Below are 17,483 nucleotides of genomic sequence, written 5' to 3'. Positions count from 1 at the left end.
ATCATTAAAATATACCCTTTAGGATGAGCCACTTTCCTTACTAAGAGTACTTAATAAACTAGCAGCATCGTAAAGGTCTCTCGTGACAAAACCTTCACTAAACCAGCTGTAAACCTGATTCAAAAGGCGCCATGCGTCTTTTTGCTTGCCTTGCTGTTGCCATAACTGCGCTATGTTTACTGCAGCACGTAGTTCTAACGATTTTGCATCTTGTTGACGACTAATAATCAAAGCCTGATTAAAACAGTCTTCAGCTTCTTTGATCTTAGAAGGGAATATTTCCAATAGGCATACACCTTTAAAACGATGAAATTCGCCTTCAAAAAAGCGATCATTTTTTTCTTCTACAACAGCCAGCGCTTCATCCAATTTTTTGAGTGCTTCTTGATATTGACCCAACGCTATCAACCCTTCACACAATGGAGCAAGAAATAAAAGTTTAGCACCACTCATAACAGTATTGACGTTATCTAGACACTGTTGGATTTGCACCACACCAGACATCTGACCTCGTACTACCATCGCCCATCCGTATGAAGTAGCTCCCATACCATACCAAAAGGGCAAACCGAACTGATCTGATATATTCATACATTCCAGCGCAAATTGCTCACTTAGTTCTACCTGCCTCATCCAACGACTTAACATAGCCGAATTAGACAACGCATAAGCAAAGTTAAAGGGATAATTCACTTGCCGTGCCAAGTTAAGCGTCCGTTGCCTAACCACTTCGGCTCGATCTGGATAACCTTGTAGCCATAATACCAGCATTAATATGGCACCACTCGATATACAGGTATTTTCACCGAATCGAGTTACCATTAACTCATGGTGCGAAGGATGATAAAGCGCCATAGACCGTTCTAAATGAAAACACCCCGAATCAAAATCCCCTGTCCAAAACTGACTATTACCCAGCGCGTAATAGGCTTGCTGCAATTGCAAAACATCATCACCTTGTTGTGCCAAACGCAGCAGTTTTTCAGCCAATTCCAAAGAATGTCCATGACCAACACGAGAACTCGATGTTAACCACATTCCCCACAAAGCTTGGTACAAACTAGACTGATCACCCGACTGCTCACTTAAATCCAACACACGTGCATAGACTTCTCCTGCCTCAACAGAACCAAACCCTTTGCCAGCAACCAGGACAGTACCAAGATGTAAACACAGATCTATTTCTAGAGAGTGTCGCTCATCGTCGATCTTAAGTTCTGACAAAAGTTGTAACCCGCAATTGAAGTGTTCAATAGCCTCTATGTTAGCGGAACATAACGTCGCACGTTGACCAGCCTTAAGCCAGTAATCAATCGCCCGACGCACTTCCCCTGCGGCGGTTAGGTGCTGCGCCAAAAGCTCAGGTTGAGAAATTTCCACATAAGGAAAATCCACTTGTAAAATTTGTGCAATCCCTTTATGCGCAACTTGCCGCTCGGCCTTAATCAGTGATTGATAAATAGCTTCCTGAATCAAGGCATGCTTAAACTGATAGCTTAATTCACCGCTATTCACAATCAGCCCTGCAGCCAATAATTCATCCAAGGTAGAAACTAAAGAAGCCTGATCAAGTTGAGATATTCTGCCCAGCAAATCCAAATCAAACTCTCGCCCAATAACAGAGGCAAGCTGAACAGTTGACTTAGCCGAATCTAAAGAGTCTATACGCGCGGCCAAAAGATCGTATAACGTTGGAGGAATAATTTCTGAATGGCTCAATGGCGCAACTTTTGCCATTTCCTCACCATACAATGCCACTCCATCTGCCCGCTTCACAATACTACGTATTATTATGGGTGACATTCCTGCGTTAACATGAGTTATTAGCTGGGTCATAGCCTCCTCATTCAGCGGAGCAAGATTCAATACATTTACCAAATCAGTCTCCCAAGGCGCTACAAACTCAGGTCTAGCTGTAAATAAAGCAAGGGTATACGACTTTCGATTTTGCTCAACAAATAATGATAAAAGCGCCAAGGTGGAGGGGTCACACCAATGCAAATCCTCTACAATCAACAAAGTCGCTTGCTGTGTTGCCAACGCTTGCATCAAATCAAGTAACAATATGAGTATCTGTTCTTTTAACTTATGCGGCGACAAGGCGAGTGCAACATACTCTTTAGCCATGGGCAAAGAAAACAACTGACAAAGAAGCGGAATAGCATTGCGAGCCATCGCAGGATATCGGAGTTCAATATACCGAACCAATTTGTTCGACTTTGTTGAGGGCGAATCCTCTTTAGAGAAAGAAAAAACCTGACTAAGCAACTCAATTATTGGATAAAAAGGTGACTGGTTGTATTTTGGAAAACAATGTATTGCTCGTATTTCATATTCCTGTTCTGTCAATTGTTGTTTCAAGGTATGCAGTAGACGAGATTTACCAATACCTGCTTCCCCCTTAATTAACACAACTTGGAATTTTCCTTGCTCAGCTTTTCTCCATAACTTCATTAACTCAACAAGCTCAGTTTGACGCCCAATAAAGGGCGTTAAGTGAGAGGCCGCCTCCAGCCTTGTACGAGCACCACTTTCTCCCATCACCTTAAAAATTAGCATCCCACTAGTATTAGGAATGGGTTGTTCTCCCAAACTGACGCAATTAAAATAGCCATCAACAAGAAGCTGAGTTTCTCGACTGATAACCACCTCGTTATGAGTAATATAATGTCGTAACTGAATGGCCAGTTTGGACGTATTACCTACCGTATCTGGAATCGTACTATCAGAGCTGGTGATAATTAAACCAGTGTGGACTGCCACACGTATTTTAACATTATCGGACGCGATACGGGTGACAGCAAGAGCAGCCTGAACGGAATGAGAAGCAGACCGCTCATCAGCTTGTGGGTAACCAAAATAAGCTAACAAACCACCACCGTGTGTCTGTACTATATGCCCCAAAAACTGCTGGATGATTGTCATGCAGCGAGCTTGCGGAGCATGCAAAAGAGCCATCGCATCTTCAGGGTCATCTATATCGACAGCACTTAATTCACAATACAATACAGTTACCCGGATACGCTCTGCTCGGACAAATGTTGCAGTAGACGTAGAGTGAGTAAAGCTGTCTGGAAGTTCAATAGCACCGTTGCGGATTCGCTCAGCTAACTGTCGAGTTTCTTCACTAGGTAATACTCCCATTTCGTTTTTTAACAACTTGCAGCACATTTCAAACTGAGCCAAAGCAGCACCACTCGATCCGCTCAGGGCATAAAGGCGCATTACTCGTCGATGAGCATGTTCATTCCATGAATCCAATTCCAAAGAACGTAAGGCGTATTGCATCGCATTTTGTAAATGACCTGTTCGTTCATAGTGGTTTGAAAGTCTTTCTAACAGGCTCAAAGCGCGACGCTGCATAGTTTCACGCTGCAACAAAAGCCAATTATCCAACTCATGGCAATCAGGCAAATAAAAACCTGACATAAATTCGCCCCGATAAAGATCAGATTGCCGCTCCATTTGCAGAATACTCACAGGAGCATCAGCGACAAACTCAGTCACGTCAAACAATAAGCCTTGACTAGACAAGGTGACAAAATCCCGTTGACTAGAAAGTAAATACCCAGCTTCATCCATTGATGATTTCAAATTAAACAAAGCCAAGCGCAAATTCTGACGACCTATCTTACTGTCCATATTCGGCCATAGCATTTCGGCCAGAAATTCACGTGATAAAGGCGTATCTGCCGACATGGCTAATAAAGCAAGTAACCCTCGTAACTTGGCATAGCCTGAATCCAAAATAGTCTTATCATCCACCCGCGCAACAAAGCCACCGAGCAAGGACAAGTTGAGAAGAGGTTCTGTTGGTAGGTAAAAATTATTTTTGTTCATCAAGCGATTATCACGGCAAATTCATTATATATGCAATAAACGTTTTATAAACGCTTGCCTGATATAAAGCTCATAACTAACGCTTAAACGTCTGGAGACTTTGTTATGAACCGCGCTTTTCGCCTTATCTGGAACCCCATACAAAACACTTGGATTGTTGCATCTGAAATAGCCAAAGGGCGCGGCAAATCCACGTTAGAAAAAAAATGTGTAATCAGTGTCATCATAGTATCAATGACGCCACTATCACTAGCGGCTCCAACCGATGGAAAAATTAGTGCTGGGACAGGTTCTATTACCCAGACGGGGCAAAACACCAATATTAACCAAAGCAGCCAAAACCTCGCCATCAACTGGCAAAGCTTCAACATTGGTGCCAACGAAGCGGTGAACTTCAATCAACCCAATACGTCATCCATCGCACTCAACCGCATAATTGGCCAGAACCCCAGCTCGATACTCGGCCAACTTTCCTCCAACGGCCAAGTGTTTCTTATCAACCCCAATGGGGTACTGTTCGGTACAGGCTCAAAAGTCAATGTTGGTGGACTCGTTGCCTCTACATTAGAGCTGTCAGATACAGACTTCATGGCGGGTAAACACACCTTTAACGGCACAGGTGGCAACATCCTCAACCAGGGTACACTGACAGCAACACAAAAGGGCTACATCGCCCTGCTTGCTCCAAATGTACGCAATGAAGGTGTGATTAGTGCTACTCTGGGTACGGCCTTGCTTGCCGCAGGCAACAAAGTCACACTTAGCCTCAACAGCGGCAGTCTGCTTGACTACAATATCGACCAAGGAGCACTCAAAGCGTTAGCCGACAACAAGCAACTCATTCAAGCCGATGGCGGACAAGTCTTCATATCAGCAAAAGCCGCCAATGCACTCAGCACAGCCGTCGTCAACAATACCGGCATTATTCAGGCTCATACCGTAAAAAACATTAATGGCACCATCAAATTAATGGGCGACATGCAATATGGCACAGTCAACGTTGGCAGTACCCTAGATGCATCGGCACCCACTGGTGGTAACGGAGGTTTTATTGAAACCAGTGCTGCTCATGTGCATGTAGCCAATGACACTCACATCACCACTAAAGCTACCAATGGCAAAAGCGGTACCTGGCTAATCGATCCCGTCGACTTTACCATTGCTGCCAGCGGGGCAGATATGACAGGCACCGCAGTATCAAATGCGCTCACTAACGGTAATGTCAGCATCCAGAGCGTAAACGGTAAAGCTGGCACTAAGGGTGACATCAACGTCAACGACACCATAAATTGGAGTGCCAACCAACTCACACTTAACGCACAAAACGATATCAATATCAATGCCGTAATGAACGCCAGCAGCAGCGCAAGCCTCGCGTTGGAATTCGGTCAAGGTGCGGTGGCCGCGAATAACAGCAGCAACATCATCACAGGCAAAAGTGGTGTCGTCAACCTCCCCGCCAGCACCACCAATTTCACCACAAAACAAGGCTCAGATGGTGAGGTTAAGCACTACACGGTTATTACTTCACTGGGAGCAATGGGAAGCACAACCACTACGGACCTTCAGGGTATAAGTGGCAATGACAACCTGAACTACGCCCTCGGTGCAAACATCGATGCCACAACCACCACAAATTGGGACAGCGGTGCTGGCTTTAAACCCGTTGGGTTGAAAGCCACATTCAACGGTCTTGGACACACAATCTCTGAACTCACTATCAACCGCTTAACGGAATCCAACATTGGTTTATTTTCTTCCATCGACAATACAGCCTCCATAAGTAACATTGGCCTGATAGGCGGTAGTATCGCAGGAAACCAAAGTGTCGGTGCATTAGTTGGAGCAATTCAAAGCGGCTCCATTAACAACAGCTACGCCACAAGTTCTGTCAAGGGGAATAGTTTTTCTTTTTCTGTTGGCGGCTTAGTTGGAATAAGTATGAAGAGTGTCACTATCAGCAACAGTTATGCCACAGGTTCTGTCAAGGGTTATAACGGGGTTGGCGGCTTAGTTGGACAGAGTAATGGTACCACTATTAGCAACAGTTTTGCCACAGGTTCTGTCGAGGGAGATAGTTATAATGTCGGCGGCTTAGTTGGAAGTAGTCTTGGTACCACTATAAGCAACAGTTATGCCGCAGGTTCTGTCAAGGGTGATAATAATGTCGGCGGCTTAGTTGGAAACAGTAGTGGTGACACTATTAGCAACAGTTATGCCACAGGCTCTGTCAAGGGGAATAATATTGTTGGCGGCTTAGTTGGAGACATTGGTAGTGGTAACACTATTAGCAACAGTTATGCCACAGGTTCTGTCGAGAGTAAAAGTAAAGTTGGCGGCTTGATCGGCCATAATAACAACATAATAAATGTACAGATCACTAATTCCTACTATGACATAGACTCGGCTGCCATCAATGGCACACCTACGGTGGACAGTTATGGTATTTACCATCACCAGTTCCAAGATTGGCTAAATGGCGGTCTTAGCCTCAATCCAGTCACTTATTTTGGTGCGGCGACGGCAACCAATAGCTACAAGATCTCTGGAATACAGGGGCTAAAAGACCTTTTGGGGTTCGCCAACAAGGCTGACTACACGTTCACTTTAGCAGCAGATATCGACATGGCCGACGCACCATCTGGATTTTACATTCCCAGTTGGGAAGGAACATTCGATGGCAATAATAATATCCTGTCTAACTTCACTCTCAACAATACATTGATTCGCTATACCGGCCTATTTGGTCAAACAACAAAAGGTGCGAATATTAAAAATATCGGGCTGTCCAATATCAATGTAAGCTCTAGTATAGGCTCATCTACCGGTGGTTTGGTTGGATATAACCAAGGAACTATCAATAACAGCTACGTCACTGGCACTGTCACCAGCACATCAGGGAGCAACGTTGGCGGCTTGGTTGGATCTAATGCCAATGGAACCATCAGCAATAGCTACGTCACTGGTACTGTCACCAGCACATCAGGGAACAGCGTTGGCGGCTTGGTTGGATCTAATTCCGAAGGAACTATCTACAACAGCTACGTCACTGGCACAATCACCAGCACATCAGGAGACAACGTTGGTGGCTTGGTTGGATATAATACAAGAGGAGCCATCAGCAATAGCTATGCCAGTGGTACCGTCAGCGGTGCCACTAGGGTAGGTGGACTGATAGGATATGATTTCGGTACAAAAAGTATCTCCATCAGTAACAACTACGCTGCCAACCACGTCAATGGTGCCAGCAATGTAGGCGGCCTAGTTGGTCGAGCAAGTGGTTTAAGCTTAAGTATATATACAGGCAACTTCTGGGATGTTACACGCTCAGACCTAGCTGATGGACTAGGAATCGGTATGATCAAGTCCTCTGCAGGTACCGTCGGCACACCACAAACAGGCGTAACAGGCCTCACCACTCAGCAAATGCACACACAGTCCAGTTTTGTGCCGACAGGTAAAGACGCCAACCAATGGAATTTCACCCCAGAAACTGGAGTCTGGTTCATGGTTGAAGGTCAATCCAACCCTCTGCTACGTGCTTTGATGACCCCATTAACAGTCACAGCCAACAATGCGACAAAAACCTACGATGGACAGGCCTATAACGGCAGTGCTGGCGTAAGCTATTCGTCCACACCCGACATGTCAGACCTATCCGGCACCTTAAGCTACCATTCAGGTATCAATGCGGGCACACACGACATTACGCTTAGCGGTTTGGTGTCCAATCAAAACTACCTAATCAACTATGTCAACGGCACCCTGACCATTGAGAAAAAACCTCTCACCATTACCGCGAACAATGCGACAAAAACCTACGATGGACAGGTCTATAACGGCAGTGCTGGCGTAAGCTATTCGTCCACACCCGACATGTCAGACCTATCCGGCACCTTAAGCTACCATTCAGGTATCAATGCGGGCACACACGACATTACGCTTAGTGGTTTGGTGTCCAATCAAAACTACCTCATCAACTATGTCAACGGCACCCTGACCATTGAGAAAAAACCAATAACAGCAAAAAACAATGAGGCTCCCGCCACTTCTTCTGGTGATGTGATTAGCCGAGCTATTAGAGCCATGCCAAACGGAGAAAAATTGATCCCAGCTTATACTAGCGCTCTGATAACACCGCAAACCTCCCCGAATATTAGTAACACAAACAATATTAACGAAGGCGTTACGACAAATAACTTTAACTTATTCAATAATGAACTTAATTCATCAATGATAAAGATAGATAAAATCAATAATGTAAGGGATAACGGCCAAGCCAAGAAGAAAGACGACTCAACATCGGCTAAGGAAATATAATGATTCACGATACAATGAAAATAACGTCGACATCTATCGTCATTCTAACACTGTCTTTATTAGGAAGCTTTTCCGCTTTTGCCGCATCGGTTCGACCTGATGCTGGACAAACCAACCAAGAATTACAAAAACAACCTACTTTAACAACACCAAAAGCACTTCCTTCGTTACCTATTGAAAATAACGCTGATAAAAAAGAGTCAACTAACAATACTGTTTACATTCCAGTAAAGACACTGAGAGTCGAGGATAGCAGCGTATTTACTGCGGCAGAACTAGAAGCATTAGTCGCTGACTTAGTTGATGGCGAACGCACACTCGCCGAGCTTGAAGCAGGGGCAGAACGTATCACCTCCTACTACCGCAAACATGGTTACCTTGTAGCTCGAGCCTACCTTCCCGCACAAGATATTTTGGATGGTCTAGTCACCATCAAAGTAATAGAAGGGCAACTTGATCAGTTACGCATTTTCAATACGGCACGCTTATCCGACGCAAGAGCCGAACACTATTTTGACAACATCAAAAGCGGTGCAGGATTGCAAATTTACCCCATTGAGCGGGCACTATTGCTATTAAATGATACTCCCGGTATTGGCCAGGCTAACGCTAGCCTAGAGCCGGGAAGCAATATTGGTACTACGGACCTACTTGTCGAGCTAAAGCCTTCCTCTCCCTTTAATGCAAATGTAAAACTGGATAATTTCGGTAATCGCTATACAGGCAAAAATCGCCTCGACGCAGAACTTAAGTTAAATAGTCCACTCAAGATCGGCGACCAATTCACGCTTCGAGCCTTAGGCAGTGATCTTGGCACTACCTATTCGCGCATTGCTTATTCGATCCCTCTGGCATCCAATGGTCTACGCTTAGGTGCTGCCTATTCAGATACGCATTACAAGCTAGGACGGGAATTCGCCTCTTTACAGGCTCATGGTAGTGCAACTAGCCGTAATCTATACATCACTTATCCATTAATCCGCAGTCAAACCGCCAATATCTCCACAACTTTAAATTGGGAAAACAAAAAACTCATCGACAAAACCGACATCCCAGTCAGTAATATTAATAAACAGGTTAGTCTAAGCAGTTTGGAATTGAGCGGGGATCTCAGAGACACACTGGGCGGAGGTGGGGTGAACACATTTGCCCTAACGTTATCGAGAGGAACGCTTACTATGGACGCAGACTCACTTACAACAGACCAAAACTCGGCTAAGAGCAATGGTGCGTTCACACATATAAATTTAAACACTAGCCGCCTTCAATACTTGAACGATAGTAATACACTATCACTAACCCTATCCGGCCAGTTGGCTAACAAAAATCTAAACTCATCAGAAAAATTTTCGTTAGGTGGCATATACGGTGTACGTGCTTACCCTTCAGGTGAAGCCAGCGGTGATGAGGGTTGGCTAGCCAACTTATCACTACAACATAGCTTTAGCCCAACCCTAAAAGGTTTAATATTCTACGATGCGGGATCGGTGACGATTAACCATAAACCATATACCACAGACACCAACCATCGATTCCTTTCGGGGGTAGGCTTCGGAGCAAATATACTATTTTTAGGCGTACAGTTGGATGCCTATGCTGCTTGGCGTGGCACAAACAGCAAACCTCAATCTGAACCAGACAATACCTCCGATAAACCAAGGTTATGGGTACAAGCCAAAAAACAGTTCTGATATTGATCAGAGACAACTAAAAATAGGCCTGCCAAACCTGATTAGCCGCTTGATGCAGCAAGCTATGTCGCCGTGCGACTTTTTCTTCTTGTCTGTCGTAGCCGCCGCCGATGACGCAAGCAGTAGGCAGTTTTAACTCGACGCATGTTTCTAAAACGTATTTATCTCGCTCTAAAATCCCTTGATCGGTTAGGTTAACGTAGCCAAGTCGGTCGTCTTGATGGACGTCGACACCCGCATCGTAGAAAATGAAGTCTGCCTGATGTTCAGCCAATATGACAGGCAAGGTATTTTTTAGAATCGATAAATATTCTTGGTCGTTTGCACTTTTCGGAATGCCAATATTGATGCCATCGGTTTGTTTATTTTGCGGGTAATTTTCTTCGCAATGCCACGAAACGGGAATAATGTCAGTTCTGTCTTTGAAGAAGACGATGGTGCCGTCACCTTGGTGTACATCGCAGTCTAGGATGAGGATTTTCTTCGCTTTTCCCGACTCGATCATGGCATGCGCCGCAACAGCGAGATCATTGAAGATGCAAAAACCCGATCCATGTGATGGATGTGCATGGTGCGTACCACCCGCTAGGTGACAAGCCAAACCATGTTGCAGTGCCAATTCGCTGGTAAGTATGGTGCCAGAGACAGCGCGCAAAGTTCGTTCAACTAGCCATTCAGACCAAGGCAAACCGATTTCTTTTTCTTCTTGCTTTGTGAGTTCACCACGAATGAAGCGTTGCACATACTCTTTTTGATGAGCAGACATCAGCAAGCTTAAAGACAAGGGTTCTGGCGTGTATTCGTTTTCGTCCGTTAGAATCCCTTGCTCTCTTAAGGCTTTTGCTAGCAAGCCAAATTTGCCCATGGGAAAACGATGCCCTGCTGGAAATGGGATGCTGTAATGTGGATGGAAAACGAGCGGTAACAAGGTGGCATTCATAAAACAAATAACTTATCTCTTTAAAAGAGCATCATGAAAAGAGCATCATGCTATCAAGTGTCGCTTGGGGTAAGCCACTTTCTTTTGTTATTTGCTTTTAGCAACGAGCACTTTTCGGATGGCCGCATTGAAGGATTCAATAAGATGTGGCGGGAAGCCTTTGCCACTTTCGAAGTTCACCTTTTGTACAGCACGCATGGCACTTTTGTTGTATTCGCTACCGGATTTGCCCCAGACAATATCAATAAACATGACAGCCATGGACAAGATAAAAGCACCTTGCGGAATCAAAGAGCTAACCAATCCTTCTGGAAAGCCTGTACCATCAAAGCGCTCTTTATGCGCTTTAACCATGTCGACAGCTTCTTCCCAGCCATTGTGTTTGGCCAAAAGTTTTGCGCCAACTAATGGGTGATTTTGTTCTGCCTGATATTTTGATTCGTCATCTTTGCAGTTTAAAATGACCGCCATCCCCATATTATGCATGTAAGCCGCCGCACTAAGCTGTACTCGGTCAACTTGAGTTTTACACTCAACATTAATCAGTTGGCAGAGCTTGAGAATACGTTCACTACGCTCCGATGAATAACCTAATAAACGGTTGAGTTTTTGACTAAACCCAATAAATAGATCAATGTCTTCTTTTTGTTCGTCAGTGTATTCGACTTTAATTATCAAAGAAGTGCTGGCGGGTTCTTCTTTTTCTTCTTCTATTGTTTGATTGCATTTATTAAGCAATGCCGCCGCCATATCAGGACGCTTGCTGTCATCTTCTTCGGCATAGATCGCATCCAAGCCTTGTTGTAGTTGATCACGTACTGCAACTTCAGCAACATGAGATTGATAAATTTGTTGCAGTAAGTCGTAGACGGTTTCGATGACAACTATGATCAGCTCACCCAAATAAGGATGATACCGAATGTATCCGCCACGCATGCCATCGACGATTTCTTCTAGCTTGTGAAGCACACCAACCAAAGGGTCAAGAAAACAAACCGAACAATTACCTTTCATACTGTGTAACGAACGAAAAAGCTTGTCCAATTTATCAAATGAAAAGCCATCACCTTCAATGCTATTAATGGTTTCTTCAATTTCTTGTTGTGCTTCCACATAGCATTCAAGTAGGTCATCCTTGAGTTCTTTTTCCAGCGCTGAAAATGCTTTGCAAGCAAAATGACTCATTTTTCTCATCCATTACAAGGAGTTAACAACATCAAAATACATTGGAACCAATCAAGGCATTAGCGATTTTTTAGCACAACATTCTTATTGTAGATAGAATATTTGTAAACATGAACATATAGTATGTTTCATTGTGCAAACGAGGTAAGCATGAAAAATTACTGGCTAATGAAATCAGAACCTGATGCATTTTCAATAGATGATTTAAAACGGCTAAAACGTTCGCCTTGGGATGGCGTCAGAAATTACCAAGCCCGAAACTTCATGAAACAAATGAGCGAAGGTGATTTAATATTTTTTTATCATTCAAGCTGTTCTCCAGCAGGCATTGTTGGAACCGCGAAAGTTTGTAAAACCGCTTACCCAGATCATACAAGCTGGGACAAAAGCAGTGCTTATTATGATGCTAAATCAACACCAAATAGTCCGCGTTGGTATATGGTGGATGTTGAGTTTGTTGACAAGTGGTCATCAACTCTGACGTTAGCCGAATTAAAGCAAAACCCTGAACTGGCCGATATGTTATTAACAAAGAAAGGCAGCCGACTTTCTGTCATGCCAATTACCCAAAGCGAATGGGAGTACATCACCAAAATATTACAAAAATAACACTAAGCTTTAATATTTTTTCTATGAAAAAGGATTTTTGTGAAATCTATATTTGGATGGATCATGCGATATGAATTGAACAACACAATCATTATTTCAACAGTTATATGGGGCGCTATTCTTGTATGCGGCTCATTCAGCCCACTTGCCATTAGCCAAAGCCTATATCCGACTCATTTTGTTGAAACATTAAAAGATTCCGATTACGACGGCGTTATCAACGCTAGAGACTTATGCCCCAACACACCAAAAAACAGCGATATTGATAATGATGGCTGCCCTCTTACTGAACTTGAGTATTTTAGCTTTAACTTTGATGTTCAGTTCAGCACTGGCAGTTACAAGCTAAAGCCGGAGTTTCACTCTCGACTAAAAGACCTCGCGATATTTTTACAGCAAACACCGGAAACACTGATTATTATTGAAGGACACACAGATAATGTAGGGGCAGAAAGTTTCAATCTTACCCTATCCAAAAAGCGAGCGGAGGCCATTGCAGATGCTTTAATAGCAGTATTCAATATTACACCAAATCGTATTAAAACGTTTGGTTATGGGCAAGAACGGCCTATCGCATCGAATGAAACGGAAGAAGGAAGAAAGAGCAACCGTAGAGTCAGTGGCGAGATTGTCATCCCTTTTCAATACCAGAAGACATTAAACGGGGAACAACAAGAAACAACGCCACAACCCTATATAAACAAGAGTGAATTGGTGATCCCTTTCAGAAGGAATCATGTTGGCATTAAAAATTCCTACCAACCCTCCATGCTGAGTTTAGGGCAAGTGCTGCAAAACAACCCTGACACTTTAATCATTATCGAGGGTTATACTGACAACTCTGGCAGCAAAAATTACAACATCATGCTATCAAAGAAACGGGCGAATAAAGTCGCACAACTACTGTCCTCGCAATTCTCTATTTCGCAAGATCGACTAAAAATCTTGGGATATGGGCCAAGCTTTCCGATCGCATCGAATAAGACAATAGAAGGAAGAGCAAAGAACCGCAGGGTTCACACGACAATCGTTAAAAAGTTTAAGGCCAGCAAAGAAGTGATTCTACCAAAGTGGACTATTTGGAGCGTGGATCAACTAGAGCTGCAAAAAAAGCCAAAGCACTAATGAAATTCACGCTCACGTTGCTTTAATGATACGGCGTAATCAAAATAATACTCAGCAACCACACCAAAATAGTCAAAATCCTCACCTGTTCGCAAAACCGTTCCAAAACTCACCATTCGGCGGTACTTTTCCGGTTGGTAAAAAGCATCCAACCTCCAGCCAACATTGTCGTTACTGTAATTCTCACGGTACAAGGAGGTGCGTAAATCATCGTTAAAATAATAATTAATCCCCAATCGAGAGCTGGTCACATTACTGAAAGTCTTTTCATTAGAAATAGCATTAGCCGTTAAAGAGAAGTCATCAAAAAACACATCACCTAAAAACTGACCAAGAACATCTCGCTGGGTTTCCGCATCTTCGTCCATTGGCTCAAGCTCTGTTACACCAAGCCCCAGCCCTAAACGGCCGATATCATTTTGAATAAACCAGTTTGATGAAAACTCAGATTGAGCGAAACTATCCTTTGAAGAGCCTGTAATCAGATAATTGCTGTTTAATATTAACTGAGTAGAAAGGTAATCGTTAATCGGCATATTTATTTTAAAATCAATATTTAACAGCGACTTTTCGTCCAAAAGCCCATACCCCAAACCAAAAGCGAAATTTGTTAAGCCTTTTGCGTTAGCTGTGCTGCTAACTGCCACTAACAAAATAAGAAAACGAGAAAATACGATCAAAACATGCCCACACTGAAATTTGAATTGTGGTGCTATTGTGACTTGTCTTTAACAAAAGCTCCAGCAAGAAAGTGACGACTATTTTTATTTAAAACGAAGTGATTTCAGAACACCTCTGGGATTCGGAAGCAAAGCCCAATATAATAGCGCCAAAGTCGATTAGACGAACTCATTTTTAGGTTAATACGTTACATGGCAAAAAAACTTTTTATCCAGACTCATGGCTGTCAAATGAACGAATATGATTCATCTCGTATGGCGGATTTACTTGGCGAAAGCCATGAAATGGAACTCACAGACAACGCAGAAGAAGCAGACGTTCTGCTGCTTAACACTTGTTCAATTCGTGAAAAGGCGCAAGACAAGGTCTATCACCAATTAGGACGCTGGAAGAAACTCAAGCAGAAAAATCCTAATCTGGTTATCGGTGTGGGTGGTTGCGTTGCAAGCCAAGAAGGCGATGCAATCCGCAAGCGCGCTAAACACGTTGATATGATTTTTGGGCCTCAAACTCTGCATAAATTGCCAGAGATGGTAAACGCGGCCGGTAAACACATTCCGATCACTGACGTAACCTTCCCTGAGATCGAGAAATTTGATCACCTTCCAGCACCTCGTGTTGAAGGCGCAGAAGCCTTTGTTTCTATCATGGAAGGCTGCAGTAAATACTGTACTTTCTGTGTTGTACCTTATACTCGCGGCGAAGAAGTAAGCCGCCCGTTTGACAGCATTTTGAAAGAAGTTGTGCAGCTTGCTGAACAAGGCGTACGTGAAATTCACTTGCTTGGACAAAACGTTAATGCGTACCGTGGCGATACAGCAGAAGGCGACGAAGCCGATCTTGCTGATATCATTCATGCAGTTGCACAAATTGATGGCGTTGAACGTATCCGTTTCACTACATCTCATCCGGTGGAATTCAGCGACAGTTTAATCGAAGCGTTCCGCAATGAACCCAAATTGGTAAGTCATTTACATTTGCCCGTTCAGAGCGGTGCCGATAACATTCTAAGCGCGATGAAACGCGGTCATGACCGTCAATATTACATTGATAAAATCAACCGCATTAAAGAAGCGCGCCCTGGAATCAGCTTATCGTCTGACTTTATTATTGGCTTCCCGGGCGAAACCGATGATGACTTTGTCGATACAATGAATTTAATTCAAGAAATCGGCTTTGATCACTCGTTCAGTTTTGTATACAGTCAAAGACCTGGAACACCTGCATCCAACTTAGAAGATGATACGCCAGAAGATATCAAAAAAGAGCGTCTTGCGATTCTTCAACGTCGTATCAGCCAACAAGCCTACGATATTAGTTTATCTATGGTGGGTGATGTACAGCGTATTTTGATAAGCGGCTATTCGCCTCGTGACCCTGGACAACTTCAAGGTCGAACAGAAAACAATCGGATTGTAAATTTCCGTGCGTTCGATCCACAATTGATTGGTAAATTCGCAGATGTTGTTATCACAGATGCTTACCCTAACTCCTTATTGGGTGAGTTAGTAGGCTCTGAACTCGACTCTGACTTTGTATTACAATAAAAGCGCACTTCAATAATCAAAGGTAAATCTTGGAAATCACACAGACAACTCAACAAATCCGTTTAGTCCCAGCCGAAGCCGATGCTTTGGTTGGACTATGCGGTCAACTCGACGAGAACATCAAGTTAATAGAAAAGAGACTTGATGTTTCTATTAAATACCGTGGTGAGCTATTCGACATTTCCGGTGAAGATTCTGAGCACGTAGCAGCAACAAAAACGCTACTAAGAAACCTCTACCGTGAAGCGCTGGCAAATACCGAAATCACACCTGAAATGATTCATCTTTACCTGCAAGAGTCAGCGATTGAATCACTGACCAGCAGCAAAAGAGAGAAAGCTGATCAGCTAGTGATTAAAACTCGCAAGGCATTTATCAAGCCAAAAGGTAATAACCAGCAAGGTTACGTCAAACAGATTCGTAAGCACGACATTAACTTTGGTATCGGACCAGCTGGTACAGGCAAAACCTACTTGGCGGTTGCTTGTGCAGTCGAAGCGCTAGAAGCAGACCGTGTAGAACGCATTATGTTGGTTCGTCCTGCCGTAGAAGCTGGCGAAAAACTGGGGTTCTTGCCGGGTGATTTATCACAAAAAATCGATCCATACTTGCGCCCTCTTTATGATGCCTTGTACGAAATGCTTGGTTTCGAGCTAGTCGATAAGCTAATTGAAAAAAATGTCATCGAAATCGCACCGCTTGCTTTCATGCGTGGCCGTACTTTGAATAACGCCTTCATCATTTTAGATGAGAGCCAAAATACCACACGCGAGCAAATGAAAATGTTTTTAACGCGCATTGGCTTTGGCTCAACCGCAGTTATCACTGGTGACACAACGCAGGTTGATTTGCCTCGTGGCACGACCTCTGGCTTGGCGCAAGCGATGCACGTTTTAAAAGACGTAAATGGCATTAGCATGACCTTGTTTAGCTCTTCTGACGTGGTTCGTCATCCGCTGGTTCAGCGTATTGTTGAAGCCTATGATAAGTTTGACGTTGAAGTGGAAGCTGAGAAAAAAGCGCGCACTGAAGCTCGCCTAACCGCACAAGCAGAACAATCTGTAGGTAGCAAATAATGGCGCATTTAGAGCTTGATCTACAAATCGCAACAGAAGAAACCGCAAATCTACCAAGCGAAGCAGATTTTAGACTTTGGGTCGAAAAAGCCTTTCCAGACGCAGATGAAGAGTTTGAAGTCACCATTCGTATCGTTGATGAAGAAGAAAGCCACGCACTGAATTATGAGTACCGCGGCAAAGACAAACCTACCAACGTCCTATCTTTTCCATTCGAGGCGCCTCCTGGGTTAGAGCTTCCATTATTGGGCGATTTGGTCATCTGCACTCAAATTGTGGCAAAAGAAGCCGCAGAGCAAAATAAAGAGCTATTCCATCATTGGGCTCATATGACCATTCATGGCATCTTGCATTTACGCGGCTATGATCATATAAATGATGATGATGCAGATGAAATGGAAACGATAGAAACAGAGCTACTGGCTTCCCTATCGATTTCCGATCCTTATTTGATTAAAGAGTGAGCTAA

At 43.7% G+C, this 17,483-nt stretch carries 11 protein-coding genes; 7 read left to right on the top strand and 4 right to left on the bottom strand.

Going from position 1 to position 17,483, the window contains the following annotated elements:
* Positions 1-18 precede the first annotated feature (18 nt).
* Positions 19-3,840: an AAA family ATPase gene (locus ACO05V_RS10820; RefSeq protein ID WP_421850897.1), complete on the bottom strand. Its 3,822-nt coding sequence runs from the start codon at positions 3,838-3,840 to the stop codon at positions 19-21.
* Between the two features lie 105 nt (positions 3,841-3,945).
* Between ACO05V_RS10820 and ACO05V_RS10815 the strand changes: the two genes are divergently transcribed.
* Together ACO05V_RS10815 and ACO05V_RS10810 are read left to right on the top strand one after the other, a co-directional pair.
* Positions 3,946-8,160 carry a GLUG motif-containing protein gene (locus ACO05V_RS10815; protein WP_421850894.1) on the top strand — a complete coding sequence of 1,405 codons (4,215 nt, stop codon included), beginning with the start codon at positions 3,946-3,948 and terminating at the stop codon, positions 8,158-8,160.
* Positions 8,160-9,851 carry a ShlB/FhaC/HecB family hemolysin secretion/activation protein gene (locus ACO05V_RS10810; protein WP_421850891.1) on the top strand — a complete coding sequence of 564 codons (1,692 nt, stop codon included), beginning with the start codon at positions 8,160-8,162 and terminating at the stop codon, positions 9,849-9,851. The genes ACO05V_RS10815 and ACO05V_RS10810 overlap by 1 nt, the downstream gene beginning before the upstream one ends.
* Positions 9,852-9,867: 16 nt before the next feature.
* Here the strand turns inward: ACO05V_RS10810 and ACO05V_RS10805 are convergent, their stop codons facing one another.
* Positions 9,868-10,791, bottom strand: a complete 924-nt coding sequence (locus tag ACO05V_RS10805) for a histone deacetylase (RefSeq protein WP_421850888.1) — start codon at positions 10,789-10,791, stop codon at positions 9,868-9,870.
* Between the two features lie 87 nt (positions 10,792-10,878).
* On the bottom strand, positions 10,879-11,976 hold the full coding sequence (locus ACO05V_RS10800) for an HD domain-containing phosphohydrolase (RefSeq protein ID WP_421850885.1): 1,098 nt from the start codon (positions 11,974-11,976) through the stop codon (positions 10,879-10,881).
* A 150-nt stretch (positions 11,977-12,126) separates the two neighbouring features.
* Between ACO05V_RS10800 and ACO05V_RS10795 the strand changes: the two genes are divergently transcribed.
* Complete coding sequence (locus ACO05V_RS10795) at positions 12,127-12,585, top strand: EVE domain-containing protein (RefSeq protein ID WP_421850882.1); 459 nt, start codon at positions 12,127-12,129, stop codon at positions 12,583-12,585.
* A 39-nt stretch (positions 12,586-12,624) separates the two neighbouring features.
* A complete protein-coding gene (locus ACO05V_RS10790) occupies positions 12,625-13,710 on the top strand; it encodes an OmpA family protein (protein ID WP_421850879.1) in 1,086 nt (361 codons plus the stop codon).
* Here the strand turns inward: ACO05V_RS10790 and ACO05V_RS10785 are convergent.
* Entirely contained in the window at positions 13,707-14,390 is a 684-nt protein-coding gene (locus ACO05V_RS10785) for a hypothetical protein (RefSeq protein WP_421850876.1), read from the bottom strand. The genes ACO05V_RS10790 and ACO05V_RS10785 overlap by 4 nt on opposite strands.
* A 192-nt stretch (positions 14,391-14,582) precedes the next feature.
* Between ACO05V_RS10785 and miaB the strand changes: the two genes are divergently transcribed.
* The 3 genes from miaB to ybeY are packed head-to-tail and all read left to right on the top strand — an operon-like array spanning position 14,583 to position 17,478.
* On the top strand, positions 14,583-15,938 hold the full coding sequence (miaB, locus tag ACO05V_RS10780; protein ID WP_421850874.1) for a tRNA (N6-isopentenyl adenosine(37)-C2)-methylthiotransferase MiaB: 1,356 nt from the start codon (positions 14,583-14,585) through the stop codon (positions 15,936-15,938).
* A 29-nt stretch (positions 15,939-15,967) separates the two neighbouring features.
* The gene (locus ACO05V_RS10775; protein WP_421850872.1) at positions 15,968-17,014 is read left to right on the top strand and encodes a PhoH family protein; all 1,047 of its coding nucleotides are present in this window, start codon (positions 15,968-15,970) and stop codon (positions 17,012-17,014) included.
* Positions 17,014-17,478: an rRNA maturation RNase YbeY gene (gene ybeY / locus ACO05V_RS10770; protein ID WP_421850869.1), complete on the top strand. Its 465-nt coding sequence runs from the start codon at positions 17,014-17,016 to the stop codon at positions 17,476-17,478. The genes ACO05V_RS10775 and ybeY overlap by 1 nt, the downstream gene beginning before the upstream one ends.
* The last annotated feature ends 5 nt before the right edge of the window (positions 17,479-17,483 follow it).

It is taken from the genome of Marinomonas sp. (genome assembly GCF_965225885.1).
Lineage (GTDB): Bacteria > Pseudomonadota > Gammaproteobacteria > Pseudomonadales > Marinomonadaceae > Marinomonas.
This window is presented reverse-complemented; position numbering and strand designations above follow the sequence as displayed.

Coding starts and splice junctions, on each gene's coding strand:
- miaB (WP_421850874.1), top strand. CDS start 14,583: ATGGCAAAAAAACTTTTTATCCAGACTCATGGCTGTCAAATGAACGAA.
- ACO05V_RS10820 (WP_421850897.1), bottom strand. CDS start 3,840: ATGAACAAAAATAATTTTTACCTACCAACAGAACCTCTTCTCAACTTG.
- ACO05V_RS10815 (WP_421850894.1), top strand. CDS start 3,946: ATGAACCGCGCTTTTCGCCTTATCTGGAACCCCATACAAAACACTTGG.
- ACO05V_RS10805 (WP_421850888.1), bottom strand. CDS start 10,791: ATGAATGCCACCTTGTTACCGCTCGTTTTCCATCCACATTACAGCATC.
- ACO05V_RS10800 (WP_421850885.1), bottom strand. CDS start 11,976: ATGAGTCATTTTGCTTGCAAAGCATTTTCAGCGCTGGAAAAAGAACTC.
- ybeY (WP_421850869.1), top strand. CDS start 17,014: ATGGCGCATTTAGAGCTTGATCTACAAATCGCAACAGAAGAAACCGCA.
- ACO05V_RS10810 (WP_421850891.1), top strand. CDS start 8,160: ATGATTCACGATACAATGAAAATAACGTCGACATCTATCGTCATTCTA.
- ACO05V_RS10795 (WP_421850882.1), top strand. CDS start 12,127: ATGAAAAATTACTGGCTAATGAAATCAGAACCTGATGCATTTTCAATA.